We start from the raw sequence: 19,232 nt of genomic DNA, 5'->3' as shown, positions 1-19,232 counted from the left end.
TTAATTAAAATCGAACCTAAAACCAAATATGATGAAGATAATCTCTACCCTAAAAGAGAAGTCAAAGGCGAGCCTAATGGTAGTCTTATTTATTGCTGTATTGGCTTCCTGTTCTAAAAAAGACGATCCCGTTCCGGGCGGCGGCAATCCACCTCCCAGCAATACTACTTCTGCTGCAAAAGAAATTACAGGTCTAACCATTTTAAAATCAGAAAATGCAAACATTACCGGCGATGGCTATTTTTATAAAAGCGGGCTGAAGATTTATATTACAATTCCTTTAAATTCTACGCTAAGCGATGTAAAAGTAAATTTCAGTTTATCGGCAAAAGCTTCAATTAAAGTTGAAAATGTAGCATTGACTAACAATTCTGGATCATTAGATTTAAGTAAAACACTAACTGCAATAGTTACTGCCGAAAACGGTACAACACAAAATATAGCATTCCGGCTGCTTCTTATGCCATTGGTAAAAATAGCACAGAAAGTATTGTTTACAAGAGCGGTATCGGCTTTGCCGATGTAAATGCAAAAGAAAGGGCTACACCAGATCACGAGTTTAGGTTAGCATCTATGAGCAAACAGCATACGGCCATTGCTATTATGACGCTTGTACAAGAAGGCAAGATAGGCCTGGATCAGCTAGTTTTTGGCACAACTGGCATTTTAAAAGACTTTTGGCCTAATGTTGGCGCAATGTCTGCTAAGGTTACCGTTAGACATTTGTTAGAACATACTGCTGCTTATACTGGCGACCCCATGTTTAATGGCACATCAGCAACGTTAGACGAGAGAATTCAAACCATGCTTAACTCCGCCCAAAGTGAACCTGGAACAAAGTTTAGCTACTATAACATGGGCTACGGTACTTTGGGAAAAATTATTGAAGTCGTTTCAAAGAAAGAATATGGCGCTTACCTAAAAGAAATTTATGGCCCTGCTGGTATAGAAGTACATTTATCTTCTTCGTCAGCAACATCCAGACGTGCTAAAGAAGCTGTTTGTTATCCGCAAGGAAGCTCTACTGCTTATGCAGGCAACGTAGAAGTATTTAAAGCCGCAGGTGGTGTTTCTATCAGCAGCGATAATCTTTTTAAAGTATTGTATTCGGTTGATGGAGGCACCATTAGACCAGATATATTAACGCCAGCCACAAGAGCACTCATGTTTACAAAATCTACTGTGGCAAACTATGCCCTAGGTTGGCGTACAGGTCATTCATTATTTGAAGGCTTTTACCATGGCGGTAACCTTATTGGGACAGCCACCTTTTGGATTTACGGCACAGAATATAGCGCCGCTATTTTACTAAATTCTAGAAGTAATGAAACTAATTTCGATACAGAGTTAATTGTATTGACCAATAATATAATGAAGAAAGCGAAAGAATTGAATTTATAAAAACCAAAAATTAACCTCCTATCATGGCCGAAGTCTCTTTCGGCCATTTTTTTTACCCATATCTTTTATAGGAATTGTTTTTTATGTTTTTAGGTTGGGTATTAATTAGCATTTTATAAAGCACACCGTCTTCTTTATCAATTTTCCAACTCCTGTTGGTCGAAAAATTATAGGCGTTGGTCGAAACATTAAGCTAAATGGTATAATGCTAGCTATTGCCATGCAACCTTTTTCGCTAATGGTTGTCTTATAGATGTAACCCGTTCAAAAACAGAACAATAATTTACAGACATAAAAAACACACAATATGAACACTTCTATTAAAAATCTATTCGCAGCAATATTAACCTTGGCAATTAGCGCCACTACTCCGGTTTTAGCAAATGCTACGGTTGCAAAAAAAGTAACGGTACTTAGCCAAATAAAAAACTTTAACAAGTTAAACGTTGCCGGTAATGTTGAGGTTATTCTAGTACAAAGCCCAAATCAAAGCGTGCAGGTTTACGACAACTATTATGCAAAAAATGCTTTAGTACAAGAGAAAAACGGTGAGTTAAGAATTAGCTCTTTCGATAAAGAAACTTTAACGGTAGTAATTTACGCCAATCAGTTGAGCCAAATTATAGCTAGCGATAAAGCAATAGTTAAAACCAGCGGAAAGTTTAACACCATAGCTTTATCGGTTAACTTACAAGATCAATCTAAAGCAATTTTAAACACAAACACTATTGATTTATTTGCTCAAGTAAATGAATCAGCATGTTTAACCCTAACAGGAACCACTACAGATTACAATGCAATTATTGGCACTGTAGCCTCTTTAAATATGGATAAGTTTACTGCCGAAAACAGCAGTATCCAATCTAATAACACAATGGTTTCCCAAAAACAAGCAGTAAGCAACGAATTGCCAACAGAAGATGTTTTAACCCTTTTTTAAAATTCATATACACACATATAAATTTAGTTTAGTTTTAGTTAATCAAGCGGGTGGATGCCCGCTTTTTTTATTTCATAGAGTTGATAGCTAATACATAAAGGGTCTTTTCTTCCCTTTTTACAGTCTATATCATAATTTACATTAGTTTAAAAGCTTATTCTCATGAAGAAAATCATTTCCTTTTTTATACCTTCTCTATGTTACTTTTTGGTAATTTTTACAAACAGCTTTTCTTACGCCCAAAACAGCAAAAATAATAGCTATTTAGTGCCAGTTGGTGGAGGAACTACGCATAATTATTTAATGAAAACCTTTGTAGGCTTATCACAGAAGCCAAATCCCACGGTACTAATTATTCCCTACGCTAGCGAAGAAAAAAACACAATAATTACGAGTGAAAAAAGCATCGCCATGTTCAAGAGGCTGGGTATTAACAACATCTCTTCTTTAGATACTGCAGATCAAAAAAAGTCGCTCGAACTTATTAAAAAATGCGACTTAATATGGATGCCAGGTGGAAGCCAACTTAAGCTAAGAAAGGCATTGGAACAAGCAAATTTAACCGAGGCAATATTAAAAAGATACGCCGATGGAAATTTCGTTATTGGCGGCACAAGTGCTGGAGCAAGTGTTATGTCTGACATTATGATGGCTGGAAATGAAAAAGACAAAACAACTGGAGAATATAACCCAGTGATTTCGTATGGACTAAAATTATGGCCAGAAGCAATTATTGATCAACATTTTTCTGAAAGAAAAAGATTACCACGATTAAGAAAAGCAGTAGAAAAAAACAAAAACTTGCTAGGCATTGGCATTGACGAAAGCACGGGCATCATATACGACGGAGCCGAAAAAATAACCGTACTGGGAAAAGGCACCGTTACTTTCATCCGTTACAATAAAGCAAAGGATAATATGGAAGAAACTATATTAAAGGCAGGCGAAATTTATCATCTATAACTTCTTTCGTAAAATCTTTTTAAACGATGAGGCACTTAAACAGGTTAAGTAATTTTTCTTTATTTTGTAATTTTCCCTAGCATAAACAAAGATGAAATTTGCCTATTCGCTAAAACAAAAAAGTAAGATAGCGCTCTTGCTTTTCCTAATTATGACCTGTACCATCCTTATCAGGGTGCTCGAAGACAGAAGCATAAAAAACATGGAGAAAGCTTTTTCTTCGCTATACAATGATCGGTTAGTACCCGCCACCGACATATTTTATATTTCAGAGAAACTATACACCAAACGTTTTTTGCTAGAAACCTTTATTTACAGTGATAAAAACAAACTTGATCCCAAAGAGCTCAACGATAAATTGAGGACTTACGATAGCCAAATAGACACATTGCTGGCAAAATATGAAAAAACTTTTTTGGTGAAGAACGAAAAAAATCACCTTACCGATTTAAAGGTAAAGCTGCTAGAAAACAAAGTTTTCGAAAAAAACATTCTCCTAAATGCAAACGCTTTTGATAAAGCTTCACTTAGAAAAATGTATGATAATTATTCGGAACAATCCTTTGTAGGCATTTCAAATCTTTTATCGCAACTCACAAAAATACAAACTGTAGTGGGGCAAGAGTTACAAAAAGAATCGCAAAATATTATAAAAGGCACCAACTTATACTCTACTTTACAGCTCATTTTAGCTATTTTAATTGGCATTTTAATTGTGTCAATTGTTTTTGCTTCTAATGTAATGAATATCCGAAACGAAAAGTATAACTTAAATTAAGCCAATTAAAATGTCCCTTGGGCTTAGCATTGAATCGGTAGGAGAAATTTCAAATCAGTTTTTAGCACGACACATTTATACCTTTAGCCAAGCCGCTAAATTTGTAAAAGAACTTAAGTATGGCCGAAACAAAAACAAAGTCCATTTAACAGAAGTTTTCTATGACAACTGTGGAACGTGCAGCACTAAGCATGCCTTATTAAAACAGTTGGCCATAGAACATAAAATTGATGACTTAAAGTTGTACTTAGGCATTTTTAGAATGAGTGCAACTAATACTCCAAAAGTAGCTCAAACGCTAAAAAACATCAGCTAAACTATATATTAGAAGCACACAATTACCTAAAATGGCAAAACAAGGTGCTAGATTTTACTAAGAAAAATCCCCATAAAAATGATTTTCTTAACGCTTTGATGAAGAACAAGAAATATTGCCGCAACAAATAACCGATTTTAAAGTAGGCTACCATCAAAAATTTCTAGCCAATTGGCTCAAAAAACAACGTAGTTTAAGCCTCTCTATTTCTCAGTTATGGGAAATAAGGTAGCAATGTATCCGTGATATTTCGCCACCTTAACTTCCTTCATCAATTATAATGTGCTTTAGATTTCAACATTAAATCGTAATTATTTCAGTAAAGTAAATACTAATCTACTAGGCACAAAGCGTTAAGCTATTATTATTCCGTACTTTTGCATCTAATTTTTTATAAATTAAAAGCATCAAAAAAATATCTTGAGTACACTAATTGCAGCAGAAGGGCTTGGCCACGCCTACCACGACGAATGGCTTTTTAAAAATTTAACATTAGGAATTAATGCTGGACAACGTGTGGCCCTTGTTGGGGTAAACGGTGCAGGCAAAAGTACATTGATGAAACTTTTAGCTGAGCGTTTTGCGCCGCTAGAAGGAAAAATCGTTAAAAATAAATCTACAAAGATTGGTTTCTTAGACCAAGAACCATCATTTCCAGCTAACTCTTCCATTAGCGATTTCATTTTCTCTACCGAAAACAAACAACAGCAGTTAATTAAAGAATATGAAGAATTAATTGAGGAAGAGCATCCTGATGAAAAGAAGCTCAATAGATTATACGAGGAACTGAGCGAACATAATGCTTGGGAATACGAACATCAAATAAAAACTATTTTAAGCAGAATGGGCATTAACCAACTGCAACAAAAAATAGATACCTTATCTGGTGGTCAGCGAAAAAGACTAGCTTTAGCTAAACTTTTAATTGAGGATCCTGAAATTTATGTTTTAGACGAACCAACCAATCATTTGGATATTGACACTATTGAATGGCTAGAGAAAATTCTTACTTCTGGAGCCAAAACTTTACTGTTAGTTACTCACGACAGATACTTTTTAGACAATGTTTGCAATACCATTGTAGAGTTAGAACGAGGTAAAACTTTTACTTACAACGGCAACTACGCTTACTTTTTAGAAAAGAAAGCAGAAAGAGAAGCCCAAGATGATGCTACATTCCAAAAAAACAAAAACCTTTTAAAGAAAGAGTTAGAATGGATGCGTAGAATGCCCGCAGCTCGTACCACTAAATCTCAATCCCGAATAAATGCGTTTTACGACTTAGAGGAAAAAACCAAGCAGCGCACCGATAATCAAAAGGTAACATTAAATGTAAAAATGGCTAGGCAAGGCAATAAAATATTGGAACTAGAAAGCATTCAACAACATTTTAACGAAAAAAACATTATAGAAAACTTTAGCTACGTTTTTAAAAAAGGAGATAGAATTGGGCTGGCCGGAAAAAATGGAACAGGAAAATCTACATTATTAAACATTATTACTGGTGAACTAACTCCTATTAAAGGCAAAGTTGATATTGGTGAAACCACCCAGTATGGTTATTATAAACAAGGCGGTTTAAGTTTTAACGAAAAAGAACGAGTAATTGATATTGTAAAGGCCGATGCTGAATACATTAAAATGGCCGATGGTCAAACTATTTCTGCTTCTGCCCTACTTACCTTATTTTTGTTTCCTCCTAAAAAACAACATGGCTTAGTAGAAAAATTAAGTGGTGGCGAAAAAAAACGTTTGCACTTAATGAAAGTTTTGATGCAAAATCCAAACTTCTTAATTTTAGATGAGCCTACCAACGATCTAGACATTGACACTTTAAATGTTTTAGAAGAATTTTTAGAAAACTTTCCAGGTGTATTAATGCTAGTTTCGCACGACCGTTATTTATTAGATAAAATGAGCGACCAACTCTTTATCATGGAAGGAAATGGAAATGTTAAAATTTTTAATGGAAACTACTCTGAACACCGAATTAGCGTAGAGCAAGAAAAAGAAGCCGGTTTAAAAAAGCAAAAAACAGAAGAACAAAAGCAAGCAAGCACTACAAGCAAACTTAGTTTTAAAGAGCAACAAGAATTTAAAAAACTAGAAGAAACGCTAGCAGAAAATGAAAATAAAGTAAAAACTTTAACCTCAGAATTAAATAAAATAGATCCATCAGACTATATTAAAATTCAAGAGCTTTCTGAAAGCATAGAAAGAACAAACAAAACTATCGAAACAGATATGGAGCGATGGATGGAATTATCTGAAAAATAAAATAGTTTTTTCGGTGTTTCACGTGAAACACCGAAAAAAAAGTAAAACAAAAACAATGTTTCACGTGAAACATCATAAAATATATGTTTAAAGAATACGACGTAATTGTTGTTGGGGCTGGCCATGCTGGTTGTGAGGCCGCTGCCGCCGCTGCAAATTTAGGTTCATCGGTATTATTAATTACCATGAATATGGAAACTATTGCTCAGATGAGCTGCAACCCTGCTATGGGTGGCGTAGCAAAGGGACAAATAGTTAGGGAAATTGATGCCATGGGCGGTTACTCTGGTATTATTGCAGATAAAACCACCATCCAATTTAGGATGTTGAACAAATCTAAAGGCCCTGCCATGTGGAGCCCGCGTACACAAAACGACAGAAAAAGATTTGCCGAAGAATGGCGGCTGGCGTTAGAGCGTACGCCAAATATAGACTTTTGGCAAGAAATGGTAAGTTCATTACTTATTAAAAACAACACTGTTGTAGGGGTAAAAACTAATTTAGGAATAGAAATAAAGGCCAAATCTGTAGTGCTTACCAATGGTACTTTCTTAAATGGCATTATCCATATTGGCGAGAAAAAAATGGGTGGTGGTAGAACGGGCGAAAAATCTGCTACAGGTTTAACCGAACAATTGGTAACACTGGGTTTCGAAGCTGGGAGAATGAAAACAGGTACCCCCCCTAGAATTGATGGCCGTTCGTTAAATTATAGTGTAATGGAAGAACAATGGGGCGACGAAGACAGAGGCAGATTTTCTTATACAGATGTAGCCTTACCAACCGAACAACGTTGCTGCTGGATTACTTACACCAACGATAAAGTACACGAAACTTTGAAAGAAGGTTTCGAAAAATCGCCCATGTTTACAGGACGAATTAAAGGTTTGGGACCCCGTTATTGCCCTTCTATAGAAGATAAAATTAATCGTTTTGCTGAACGCGATCGTCATCAAATTTTTGTAGAACCAGAAGGGTGGCACACCTGCGAAATTTATGTAAATGGTTTTTCTACCTCGCTACCTGAAGATGTGCAACATAAAGCTATTACCCAAATACCAGGTTTCGAAAATGCCAAGATGTTTAGACCGGGATATGCCATAGAGTACGATTATTTTCCGCCTACACAATTATCATTAACGCTAGAAACCAAATTAATCAGCAATTTATTTTTTGCAGGGCAAATTAATGGCACCACCGGCTACGAAGAAGCTGCTAGTCAAGGTTTTATAGCTGGCATCAATGCTCATCAAAAGGTAAATGATCAACATGAACTCATCATGAAACGCTCAGAATCGTATATAGGTGTGCTTATTGATGATTTAGTAACAAAAGGTACCGAAGAACCATATAGAATGTTTACTTCTAGGGCAGAGCACCGATTATTGTTACGCCAAGACAATGCCGATATTCGCCTTACTCCTATTGCGCATAAACTAGGTTTAGTGAATGACGAACGTTTAGAAATAGTAAATAAAAAAATAAAAGAATCTGACGATATTGTAGCCTTTACCAAAAAACAAGGGATAGAAATGGCCGAAGCAAATCCCTTAATGGAAGAGCTGGGAACATCGCCACTAACACAAAATGTAAAACTATTTAACTTATTAAGTAGGCCACAACTAAACATTAGCGACGTTAGAAAAGTAAGCCTACCTTTTGAACAGCTATTAAGTAATTACAATAAAGAAACCATTGAACAGGCTGAAATAAAAATCAAGTACGATGCCTATTTTGAAAAGGAACAAGAAATTGTAAGTAAAATGCAAAAGATGGAAGACAAAATAATAAATCCTGATTTTGATTATAACACTTTAGTATCTTTATCAAAAGAGGCCAGGGAAAAATTATTGAAGATAAAACCACGAACTTTAGGCCAAGCTTCCCGAATTTCTGGCGTTTCTCCTTCGGATATTTCGGTTTTAATGGTTCATATATCTAAATAACTGTAAATCAAAACTTTAGATAAATAAAGTATCACTTAAAATAAAGCGATTTAAAAGAATATCTCAAATTTTTAATATTATCCTTCCAAAAAAGATAAAAATTGATTTAAAGGCTTATAAATGCTAAAAAACAACAAATACTGCTTTCATACCAAATTTATAGTGCTATTTCTGTTGGCCAGTGTGCTAGCGGGTTGTGCTGCCATGAAATCGCCAGAAGGTGGACCAAGAGATACCACCCCACCCAAAGTACTAAAAATGACCCCAGAAAACTTGACTAGAAATTTTAGTGCTAAAAAAATTATAATAGAATTTGATGAGTATATAAAATTGAATAACGAGTTTAAAGAATTTTCAATTTCTCCAGAATTAGAAAAAGCACCAGAATTAAAAGCTAAACTAAAAAGACTGGAAATTTCTCTGCCAGATACTTTAGAGAAAAATACGACCTACACTTTAAATTTCGGAAAGGCTATTGTTGACTTAAATGAAAGTAATGAACTTAAAAATTTTAGTTATGCTTTTGCTACCGGCCCTACCCTAGATTCTTTAAGTATTAGTGGCAATGTGACCAATGCACTTACTGGCGAAGCAGAGATAGAAAGCACCGTATTTATATTACCGTTAGCTAGAGATAGTTTATTTGGTAAAAAACGTGCTCCAATTTTTACGCTAACCGATAGTAGTGGAAATTTTAAACTAAATAACCTTAAAAAGGATACCTACAAAATTTACGCCTTAAAAGAAAAAGGTGGCGATAGAATTTACCAGCAGTTAAGCGATGAAATTGGCTTTATAAAAAATCCGCTTACGTTAGATAAAAACATTGATAGTTTACATTTAAGTATTTTTAAAGAATTAGCTCCAGAATTTCGTACACTCGATAGAAAATTAAACCCAGACGGTAGTATATTTTTAAGTTTTAACCAACAACTTAAAAAGCCAGATTTAACTGTAATCTTTCCTGCTAAGGTAGATCAAGAAAAGCAATTTCAGTTTAGTAAAAATAAAGATTCTGTTAATCTTTGGCTAACTGATTTATCGTTTGATTCTGTTAAAATAGTTATTAAAGATGAAGGAAAAGCTTTAGATACTGTTAAATTTAGTCGTTCTAAAAGAGATACTTACAATCGTGTAGTTAATATTAGCGATAATTTAGATGGAGGCACGCTAAATCCCTTTAAAGATCTTGCCATCAGTTTCAATTTTCCTATAAAAAGTTTAGACGAAAGTAAAATTTTGCTTTTAGAAGATAGCATCCCGAGAAAATTCACTTTAGTTAAAGACAGCACAAATCTCTTAAAATATCATATAAAATATAAATGGAGAGCTAAAGAACCTTATATCGTAGTACTTCAAGAAAATGCTGTAAATGCTATTTTTGATATTAAAAATAAAGAATTAAAAAAGAATTTTACATTAGGAGATGCCAATGATTATGGCAGTTTAACCTTAAATGTTGAACCCACAGATACTACAAAACGTTATGTTTTAGAAATTGTAGATAAAAACAAAAATATTATTACTGCCTATCCTATAGTTCGAAAAACATCCGTAAAACTTTCTAATTATAAGCAAGGTGTTTATTACGCCAGAATAGTTTACGATGAGAATAAAAATGGTATTTGGGATACCGGAAATATAAAGCTAGGCCTAGCACCAGAAGCTATTTGGTACGAACCTAAAGAACTTTCTATTAGAGCAAACTGGGACAGAAATGAAAATATTCAAATACCAGCTGTGGCACCTTTGCCAACACCAAAACCAAAAGAAAAGGTAGAAACTAAAGCTCCAGCTAATAATAACAGTGGTATTGGCGGAATGCGTAGAAATTAACTACTTAAACCAATCTGCATACATGATATAATTATCAGGCAATTTATTTAATAAAGCTCGTTGCTCTTCGGTGATGGGCTTTATTTTTTTAGCAGGTGTACCCGCATAAATATAACCGCTCTCGCAAATGGTATTTTCTAATACAACTGCTCCTGCTGCTATAATACAATATTCATCAACTATTGCATTGTCCATTACAATTGCACCCATACCAATAAGTACATTATTTTTTACCGTACAACCATGCACTATGGCATTATGACCAACATTAACCCTGTTTCCAATTACAGTAGCTGCTTTTAAATAAGTAGCATGAATAACCGCCCCATCTTGTATATTACTCTCGTTACCAATGGTAATACTATTTACATCGCCCCTAACTACGGCATTAAACCAAATAGAACATTTATTTCCAATTCTCACATCGCCAACTATGGTGGCATTAGGTGCTATATAACACTCTTCTCCTAACTGTGGGGCAACTCCTTTTACTGCTAATATTACTGACATTTATATTTAGTATTATAAATTATTAAACCTAAAACTAGAGAATGGTATCTACTAATTCATTTTGATGCTTTGGATAATCTGTAGTGTAATGCAATCCCCTACTTTCTTTGCGATGTATAGCAGATTTAATTACCAAATAGGCAACTTGTATCACATTTCTCAATTCGCATAACTTTACCGAAACTTTGTTCTTTTTATAAAATTCTTCTGTTTCTTCATACAATAGATAAAGCCTTCTTAAAGCTCTGTCTAATCTAAAATCAGAACGTACTATACCTACATAATCGCTCATAATTTTTTGGGTTTCACGCAGGTTATGCGTAACCAAAATATCTTCGTTAGATTGTATTACACCTTTATCATCCCAATCTGGAATATGATCTGGCAAACTACTGGTTTTATAACTCTCGATAGCTGATAAGAAAATACGATGTGCAAAAACTGTAGCCTCTAGCAAAGAATTAGAAGCCAAACGATTAGCCCCATGTAAACCGGTAGAAGAAACTTCGCCACAAGCATACAAATTATTGATAGAAGATTTTCCATTTTCATCAACCAAAACACCACCACACATGTAATGGCAAGCTGGTGTTACCGGGATATAATCTTTGGTCATATCTATGCCAATAGACAAACATTTGGCGTAAATATTAGGAAAATGAGTTAAAATATCATCCTTTTTACGCATCGTTATATCTAAATAAACAAAATCATCACCAGATTTTTTCATTTCATTATCTATAGCACGAGCCACAATATCGCGAGGAGCTAAAGAACCACGTTTATCATATTCGTACATAAATTCTTCTCCATTTCTTCTGCGCAAAACCCCTCCAAAACCTCTAACAGCTTCAGAAATTAAAAAAGATGGATATTCGCCAGGATGGTACAAAGCGGTTGGATGAAACTGGATAAACTCCATATTTCTAATCTTACCTTTTGCTCGGTAAACCATCGCCATTCCATCGCCAGTTGCAATTACCGGATTGGTGGTATTCGCATAAATATGGCCAGCACCCCCACTTGCCAACACTGTTATATTTGCTAATATTTTTTCTTCATGGTTATTTTCGGTGTTAAAAGCATAAATTCCATAACAATTAATGTCTTTACTGCTTTTATCCACATGTTTTCCCAAATGATGTTGGGTAATTAACTCTAAACAGAAATAGTGTGTTAAAATCTCAATATTCTCATTTTGATGAATTTGTTTCAATAAAACACTTTCTATTTCGTAACCCGTAATATCCTTATAATGAAGCACTCGGTGTTCAGAATGCCCACCTTCTTTAGCTAAATCAAAAACTCCGGCCGGGTTTTTATCGAAGTTAATTCCATAATCAATAATTTCTTGAATACGTTCTGGACCTTCTTTCACCACAATTTCCACAATATCCTTATCGCACAAACCATCGCCAGCAACTAAGGTATCTTGTATGTGTTTTTCAAAAGAATCAGACTTATCTACTACTACTGCTACGCCGCCCTGGGCATATTTAGTGTTCGACTCGTCTTCGTTAGATTTGGTAACTATCAGTACCTTACCATATTTAGCTGCTTTAAGTGCAAAACTCAATCCGGCTATCCCCGATCCTATGACTAAAAAATCAACTTTTTTCATTAAATTAAATAAAATATAACAAGTATGTGGATAACGTTAACAAGTATGTGAATAGCATGTATAAATTATCGTAACAACTATTTTTGATTGTTAAAGCTAAGGTAAAAAGCCAAGTTTGCCACAATCTTTTACATAATTTTTAAGCAACTTTATACAGGTTATCAACTTTTAAGAACAAACTTAAGAATACACATTTCTATATTGATAATTTAATCAACTTAAAAGTATAACATTGAGAATCAACGTAACTTTAAATTAAAAACCCATAATAATTGTTGATAACTATGGAATAAGTCATTTTACAACATTTTTTACTCGATTCTTTCTAACAGTTTCAACACACTAATAAAGAATAAGATTCTATTTAAATAATTAAATTATATATTGTTTGAAGCGTTGATAAAGTTTAAAGCCTGTATCTTTACAAAAAAATTAGCGACCACTTAAAAAGCATTTGTAGCTAACAAGCATAGTAATGGAAATTTTAGAAGAACTTAATAGAAAAGGTTATGTAGAGGAAAAAATAGATCCAACATTAGATTTATTTGCCGAAATAGAGCGACTAAAAAAAGAAAAGAATGCTGTTATTTTAGCACACTACTATCAAGAACCTGATATACAAGATATTGCAGATTATATTGGTGATAGTTTAGGCTTATCGCAAGAAGCTGCAAAAACCGAAGCTGATGTAATTGTATTTGCTGGTGTGCATTTTATGGCCGAAACCGCAAAGATTTTATCGCCACAAAAGAAAGTTTTACTACCAGATTTAAAGGCTGGTTGTTCTCTGGCAGATAGTTGTCCACCGCATTTGTTTAAAAAATTTAAAGAGAAATATCCTGATCATTTGGTAATAACTTATGTGAATTGTACAGCAGAATTAAAAGCTTTAAGTGATATTGTTTGTACATCAACAAATGCGGTACAAATTGTGGAAAGCTTGCCAAAAGATCAGAAAATAATTTTTGGTCCGGATAAAAACTTGGGTGCTTGGGTAGCTAAAAAAACAGGTAGAGATTTAGTTTTATGGAATGGGGCTTGTATGGTGCATGAAATTTTCTCACGTGAGAAGATTACCAAATTAAAAGAACGCCACCCGAATGCCAAGTTTATAGCGCATCCAGAATGTGAAGAAGCAGTACTAAAAATGGCTGATTATATTGGATCTACCACAGGTTTGTTAAAATACACGATCAATAGTGATGCTAAGGAGTTTATTGTAGCTACAGAAAGTGGTATTATACACCAAATGGAGAAAGCTTGTCCAGATAAAGTTTTTATTCCAGCCCCTCCTACCAATGCTTGTGCATGTAACGATTGCCCTTACATGAAACGAAATACCTTAGAAAAACTGTATTTGTGCATAAAAAATGGATTGCCAGAAGTAAATGTTCCTGAACATATTATTGATCAAGCTAGAAAACCAATTGAAAGAATGTTAGAGATTTCGGCTAATTTAGGGTTGTAACGGTATTATTGATTATAAAAACATTAAAAATAAAATGTTCGAAAATAAAGAGCGTACTTCATTAGAAGAATTAGGTGAATTTGGCTTAATAAAACACTTAACAAATAATTTTAAAATTAAACACGAAAGTTCTGTTAAAGGTGTTGGCGACGATGCCGCAGTACTCGATTTTAAAGATAAACAAACTTTAATTTCTACCGATTTATTGTTAGAAGGTGTACATTTCGATTTATCGTATGTGCCTTTAATGCATTTGGGTTACAAAGCAGTACAAGTAAACCTGAGCGATATTTATGCCATGAACGGTGTGGCAACGCAAATTACAGTTTCTCTGGGTGTTTCTAGTAAGTTTCCTTTAGAAGCCATCGAAGAAATCTACAAAGGCATAGAACTAGCCTGCAATAAGTTTAATATCGATTTAATTGGTGGCGATACCTCCTCAAGTAAGCAAGGTTTAATAATTAGTATAACTAGCATTGGTTATGCTGCCCAAGAAGATGTTACCTATAGAAATGGTGCCCAAGAAGGCGATTTATTATGTGTTTCTGGCGATTTGGGTGGTGCTTATGTGGGCTTACAAATTTTAGAAAGAGAGAAACAGGTTTTCTTAGAAAATCCGCAAATACAACCTGATTTAGAAGGTAAAGATTATATTATTGAACGTCAGTTAAAACCAGAAGGAAGAAGAGATATTGTAGATCTTTTAGCACAAATTAAGGTAAAACCTACAGCTATGATTGATATTTCCGATGGTTTAGCTTCGGAGATATTGCATATTGCCACGCAGAGCGATAAAGGCTGTACTATTTACGAAGATAAACTACCTATTGATCCGGTAACCTACGAAACTGCACGAGAATTAGGTTTGGATCCTACTATTTGTGCGTTAAATGGAGGCGAAGATTATGAACTATTGTTTACCATTAAACAAGCTGATTACGAAAAGATTAAGAACGATGTAGATATCAGTATTATTGGACACATTACCGAAAAAAATTCTGGTGTGAAGATGATTTCTAAATCTGATGTGGTACATGAATTAAAAGCGCAAGGTTGGAATGCTTTTAAACATTAAGGGCTATTTGGTAAAATTTTAAAGGATTTTCATCTATTTTAAGCATACTTTTATTTCATAATCTATATATTGCTCGCTACTAAATTAACTACTATTGAAGAGAATTTTTGTGTTTTCTTATCATGGTAAAGAGACTTACCAAACTGGATTTAACAGATTACAAAGTATAGCAGAGAATCTATCGAATTTCTATGAGGTACATTTTGTTTACGGTAATAGAAACAAATTAGAAAGGCCTATTAAAATTAAAGGTAATTTAATAGAAATACCCTTAAACTATACTCCAGGATTTTTTCATAATTTTTATAAAAAACTTACCGATAGCGGCCGAAGAATAGGGGCTAAATTTTTATTAGCTAGCTATTTTTTATTTACAGGAAAAGAAATATTTGATTTAGGTAGAGAATTTAATAAATATAAAAAACAAACCAATATTAACCTTACCGCAGAGGATATTATATTTGTTTCGTTTCCGTCTATAGCTATACATAATTTAGGATATGCTTTAAAACAAGAGTTTGGTTGTAGACTAATTTTAGATTATCGAGATCCAGGTGTGTTTGGATATAAACAAATAGAAGACAATAAGATCTTATCATTCCTTAGAAAACGATTTTTAAAAAGAAGTGAATTAAGAAATTTAAAAAGCGCTGATTTAATTATCACTATTTCTGATTCTATTCATAGACTTTTTCCAGAAAAATATAGAGAATCTATTGAAATTATAAAAAATGGTTACGACTTAAATAAGATAGAATTTAATAAAATACAAGATCATCCTTACACCTTTAAGTTGGTTTATTTAGGATCTGTTTATAATGATCAGTTAGATAATACTATCTTTTTTAAAGCAGTTAGAGCGTTTATAGATAGTAATAAAATTCAGCCTCAATATTTTCAAATTAGATTTATTGGTACAGGAGAGTCTTTAAGATTAAAGGAGCTTATTAAACATTTTAATTTAGAGCCATACATCTATATAAGTGCTAAGATGCCAATAGAGCAGGTATATGCCGAATTGTATAGTGCTGCAATGTTTTTTCATTTAAAATACGGCAATAGAAGAGAAATTATTACGACTAAGCAGTACGAATACCTCGCTTTTCAAAAACCTATTTTGCTTCCCGTTAACGATTATGGAGATTTGGAAGAAAGCATAAAGAAATATAATGCAGGTTTTATTTGTGAAAATGAAGAAGAAATCATTGAGGTATTGAAAAATTCAATGGATAATCATTTTAAAGGTAAACCAGCTAGAATTAATAGAACAGAGGAAGAACTTTATGAATTAAGCCGCCAGGGTCAGGAAGAGAAGTTATTAAAATTGATTGAAAAATTATAATTACTCATCTAAAAATTTACTGTCTATTTGCTTGTTGCCCTTTGTTTTAGCACCTAGTTTTTTAATTTTTTCTACCTTACCAATTAAATTACCACTACCGTATTGTAGTTTTTTAAAGGCATCGTCGTGCGCTTTTTGCGTTTGTTCTAAGTGTTTGCCAATCTTTTCCATATCGGTTAAAAAACCTACAAACTTGTCGTAAAGTGCGCCAGCTTCTTCAGCTATTTCGAAAACGTTTTTATTTTGTCGGTCAACTTTCCAAATACTGGCAATAGTGCGTAGTGTTGCCAATAATGTAGTTGGACTAACCAAAACCACCTTTTTATGCCAAGCGTAATTAAAAAGTTCGGTATCTGCTTGTACTGTTACACTAAAAGAAGCCTCTATAGGAATAAATAAAAGTACAAAATCTGGAGAGTTAATGGCATACAAATGCTGGTAGTTTTTAGCCGATAAACCATCTATGTGACTTTTGATAGAAAGCAGATGTTGTTTAAGGTAAAGTGCTTTTTCTTCTTCAAGCTCTGCACTTACCATTCTTTCATAGGCCACCAACGAAATTTTAGCGTCTATAATCAAGTTTTTCTCGTCGGGCAGGTTAATGATTACATCGGGCTGAAAACGATTGCCATCGCTGCTATTTAAGCTTTTTTGAATGCTATATTCTCTGTCTTTAACCAAGCCAGAGGTTTCTAACACCCGTTCTAAAATAATTTCGCCCCAGTTACCCTGCTTTTTATTGTCGCCCTTTAGTGCCTTGGTTAAGTTATTGGCATCGGTTTGTATCTGTTTACTTTGGTCCATTAGCTGAAAAATTACGCCTTTCAATTGGCTACGTTCTGCTGCTTCGGTTTGATAAACTTTATCTACTTTTTCTTCAAAAGATTTGATATTGGCCTTTAGCGGATTGAGTATTTGATCTAAATTGTTTTGGTTTTGTGCAGTAAATTTTGCAGATTTTTCGTCTAGTATTTTATTGGCGATGTTAGCAAACTCTAGGGTAAATTTTTGTTGTAATTCTTCTAAATTTTGTTGCTGTTTGGTAGCAATTTCTCGTTGTGCTTTTAAGTTTTCCTCAGCCCTGGTAGCACGGTTGTTCTCGTTAATGTAATCGGCTCTTAAATGGTTAAGTTGTTGTTGTAATTTCTGATTTTCATCTTTTAGAAACTCTACAGAAAATAATTCTTTTACTGTTGGCTTGTCAGATTTTCTAATCAATAAAAATACTAGAAAACCCAAGATGGTTACCAATAAAACAACGATAGTAATTTCCATAATTAATTAAATTTTTAAGACACCGATGCAGTGCTTTTTAGGCAAAAACAGTACAAAATAACGAAATTAAACTGAGGGCAAAGCTTTGTTAAAATTATAGCTGTTATAAAAAATAGAAGCATTTAACGGATTTGCTTAGTGAGAAAACCAACTATAGCTTATGTTTGGGCATCTTTTTTGTGGACTTTCCTAACACTTAAATTTTTCCTAAATTGCGGGTTCAAACAGTAAATAATAATGAAAAAGTTTTTATCTGCTCTTTTATTTTTCACAACAATGGTAATGGCTGCGCTGGCACAACCTAAAATGCCTACGCCCGAAGAATTGGCTAAAAAAAACGTAGAAGAGCTGGAAACCCGTTTAAAATTGAGTTCTACTCAAAAAAGTGTAATTTATAATTATGCTTATAACTTGGCAAAAGAACAGGTTAACTTGTTTAAAAAACAACAGGCAACGGGTTATAACGATGAAGAAATGACCAAGTTTTACCGTTTAAATAACGAAACTAACAAAAATATTAAAGCGGTTTTAAAACCTGAGCAAATTATTGAATTTGATAAAGTAACCGAAGAGCGTTTAAGCGGAATAGACTCTAGCAAGAAAAAGAAGAAACGTAAAAAAGGCGAAGAAGAGGAAAAAGTGGTAGGTATTGAGGGTTTAAAATCAGTAAAAGCTGGACAACCGTGAGTTTATATTTTTTAGATTGTTGTCTTATCCAGTGAGAAACTTCAGCATTTAATTTAACAAAATAACTTATTTACATTCGAAAAGTGTTACTAATTTAATTTTTATAAATATGTCAACCATACAAGAGTCCGATGATTTGGAATTCACAATTGGGCATGGACAATTTACGGAAAAATTTAAACAACTGCTTTCGATAACAGTGCTATTTATTCCCATTTTGATTCAGGTCTTAGTTTCAGTTCTTGGCATAAAAAATCTACGATGTCCGAATAAGACACTTGATAAAGTGGGCTTTACTCATAGCAAACTACGTAAGTGCTAACAGGGTATTTATTTAAATGGCTAGAAATTTTTACCATACAAACAACATAAATGCTAACAGGCACAAGTCATCCTCACCCAAACCTAAAACACAAGACTTGCGCCAAAATTGGGAAACCATACAAATGAAAGTAATACAAATCATACTGATTATTTTTTGTTGCGCCTTAAAATCTTGCGTTTTCGGACAAACATTACCCCAAAAGAACATTCGTGATAAGGAAGCGATTGAAATAGCTTATATAACTGAATGCATAAAAGCAAATAGGAAAATAGATAACTTAATAGAATGGAAACTTTCAAGTAGGAATGACAGCTTAATTTTATATGAGTATAAAGGTAGATTAGCTTTTTTCACTCTGCAGAAAGATAAGAAAGGGATCTTTTTACATAAAATTAATTATTTTAAAAGCAGTTTTCAAAAGATGATTTATATTAATAATAATCTAATTGAACCTGTTGTGCATTTAAGATAA

Annotated in this window: 17 protein-coding genes; 14 read left to right on the top strand and 3 right to left on the bottom strand. The window is 33.7% G+C overall.

From position 1 onward, the window contains the following. Positions 1-28 precede the first annotated feature (28 nt). The 9 genes from B3I52_RS15515 to B3I52_RS15475 all read left to right on the top strand — a co-directional run bounded on the left by B3I52_RS15515 (position 29) and on the right by B3I52_RS15475 (position 10,457). Entirely contained in the window at positions 29-526 is a 498-nt protein-coding gene (locus B3I52_RS15515) for a hypothetical protein (RefSeq protein ID WP_293303024.1), read from the top strand. Then, the gene (locus B3I52_RS15510; protein WP_349678687.1) at positions 445-1,401 is read left to right on the top strand and encodes a serine hydrolase domain-containing protein; all 957 of its coding nucleotides are present in this window, start codon (positions 445-447) and stop codon (positions 1,399-1,401) included. The genes B3I52_RS15515 and B3I52_RS15510 overlap by 82 nt, the downstream gene beginning before the upstream one ends. Before the next feature lie 307 nt (positions 1,402-1,708). Beyond that, a complete protein-coding gene (locus B3I52_RS15505; RefSeq protein ID WP_293303022.1) occupies positions 1,709-2,341 on the top strand; it encodes a GIN domain-containing protein in 633 nt (210 codons plus the stop codon). Between the two features lie 162 nt (positions 2,342-2,503). Then, positions 2,504-3,304, top strand: a complete 801-nt coding sequence (locus B3I52_RS15500) for a cyanophycinase (protein ID WP_293303019.1) — start codon at positions 2,504-2,506, stop codon at positions 3,302-3,304. A gap of 91 nt (positions 3,305-3,395) precedes the next feature. Then, on the top strand, positions 3,396-4,082 hold the full coding sequence (locus B3I52_RS15495) for an MCP four helix bundle domain-containing protein (RefSeq protein WP_293303016.1): 687 nt from the start codon (positions 3,396-3,398) through the stop codon (positions 4,080-4,082). 10 nt (positions 4,083-4,092) lie between these two features. Continuing rightward, positions 4,093-4,398, top strand: a complete 306-nt coding sequence (locus B3I52_RS15490; protein WP_293303014.1) for a hypothetical protein — start codon at positions 4,093-4,095, stop codon at positions 4,396-4,398. 420 nt (positions 4,399-4,818) lie between these two features. Beyond that, complete coding sequence (locus tag B3I52_RS15485) at positions 4,819-6,675, top strand: ABC-F family ATP-binding cassette domain-containing protein (protein ID WP_293303011.1); 1,857 nt, start codon at positions 4,819-4,821, stop codon at positions 6,673-6,675. A gap of 83 nt (positions 6,676-6,758) precedes the next feature. Beyond that, positions 6,759-8,621, top strand: coding sequence for a tRNA uridine-5-carboxymethylaminomethyl(34) synthesis enzyme MnmG (gene mnmG, locus B3I52_RS15480; protein WP_293303009.1), 1,863 nt, complete (start codon positions 6,759-6,761; stop codon positions 8,619-8,621). Between the two features lie 120 nt (positions 8,622-8,741). After that, positions 8,742-10,457 carry an Ig-like domain-containing domain gene (locus B3I52_RS15475; protein WP_293303007.1) on the top strand — a complete coding sequence of 572 codons (1,716 nt, stop codon included), beginning with the start codon at positions 8,742-8,744 and terminating at the stop codon, positions 10,455-10,457. Here B3I52_RS15475 and B3I52_RS15470 read toward each other — a convergent pair whose 3' ends face one another. Then, positions 10,458-10,967: a gamma carbonic anhydrase family protein gene (locus tag B3I52_RS15470; protein ID WP_293303004.1), complete on the bottom strand. Its 510-nt coding sequence runs from the start codon at positions 10,965-10,967 to the stop codon at positions 10,458-10,460. A 34-nt stretch (positions 10,968-11,001) separates the two neighbouring features. Further along, complete coding sequence (nadB, locus tag B3I52_RS15465; protein ID WP_293303002.1) at positions 11,002-12,588, bottom strand: L-aspartate oxidase; 1,587 nt, start codon at positions 12,586-12,588, stop codon at positions 11,002-11,004. Between the two features lie 475 nt (positions 12,589-13,063). Here nadB and nadA point away from each other — a divergent pair, with 475 nt between their 5' ends. From nadA to B3I52_RS15450, 3 genes are all read left to right on the top strand, one after another. Next, positions 13,064-14,056 (top strand): quinolinate synthase NadA, encoded by a 993-nt coding sequence (gene nadA, locus B3I52_RS15460; protein ID WP_293303001.1) that lies wholly within the window; start codon positions 13,064-13,066, stop codon positions 14,054-14,056. A gap of 34 nt (positions 14,057-14,090) precedes the next feature. Beyond that, a complete protein-coding gene (gene thiL, locus B3I52_RS15455) occupies positions 14,091-15,131 on the top strand; it encodes a thiamine-phosphate kinase (RefSeq protein ID WP_293302999.1) in 1,041 nt (346 codons plus the stop codon). Between the two features lie 94 nt (positions 15,132-15,225). Beyond that, a complete protein-coding gene (locus tag B3I52_RS15450) occupies positions 15,226-16,473 on the top strand; it encodes a hypothetical protein (protein WP_293302997.1) in 1,248 nt (415 codons plus the stop codon). Here the strand turns inward: B3I52_RS15450 and B3I52_RS15445 are convergent, their stop codons facing one another. Continuing rightward, the gene (locus B3I52_RS15445; protein WP_293302994.1) at positions 16,474-17,748 is read right to left on the bottom strand and encodes a DNA recombination protein RmuC; all 1,275 of its coding nucleotides are present in this window, start codon (positions 17,746-17,748) and stop codon (positions 16,474-16,476) included. Between the two features lie 237 nt (positions 17,749-17,985). Between B3I52_RS15445 and B3I52_RS15440 the strand changes: the two genes are divergently transcribed. Both B3I52_RS15440 and B3I52_RS15435 read left to right on the top strand, forming a co-directional pair. Then, positions 17,986-18,435, top strand: a complete 450-nt coding sequence (locus tag B3I52_RS15440) for a hypothetical protein (protein ID WP_293302992.1) — start codon at positions 17,986-17,988, stop codon at positions 18,433-18,435. 338 nt (positions 18,436-18,773) lie between these two features. Beyond that, complete coding sequence (locus B3I52_RS15435) at positions 18,774-19,232, top strand: hypothetical protein (RefSeq protein WP_293302990.1); 459 nt, start codon at positions 18,774-18,776, stop codon at positions 19,230-19,232.

Source organism: Pedobacter sp. UBA4863, from assembly GCF_002399615.1.
Classification (GTDB): Bacteria; Bacteroidota; Bacteroidia; order Sphingobacteriales; family Sphingobacteriaceae; genus Pedobacter.
Note: the sequence above shows the minus strand (reverse complement) of the source record. Positions and strands in the feature narration are given on the sequence as shown.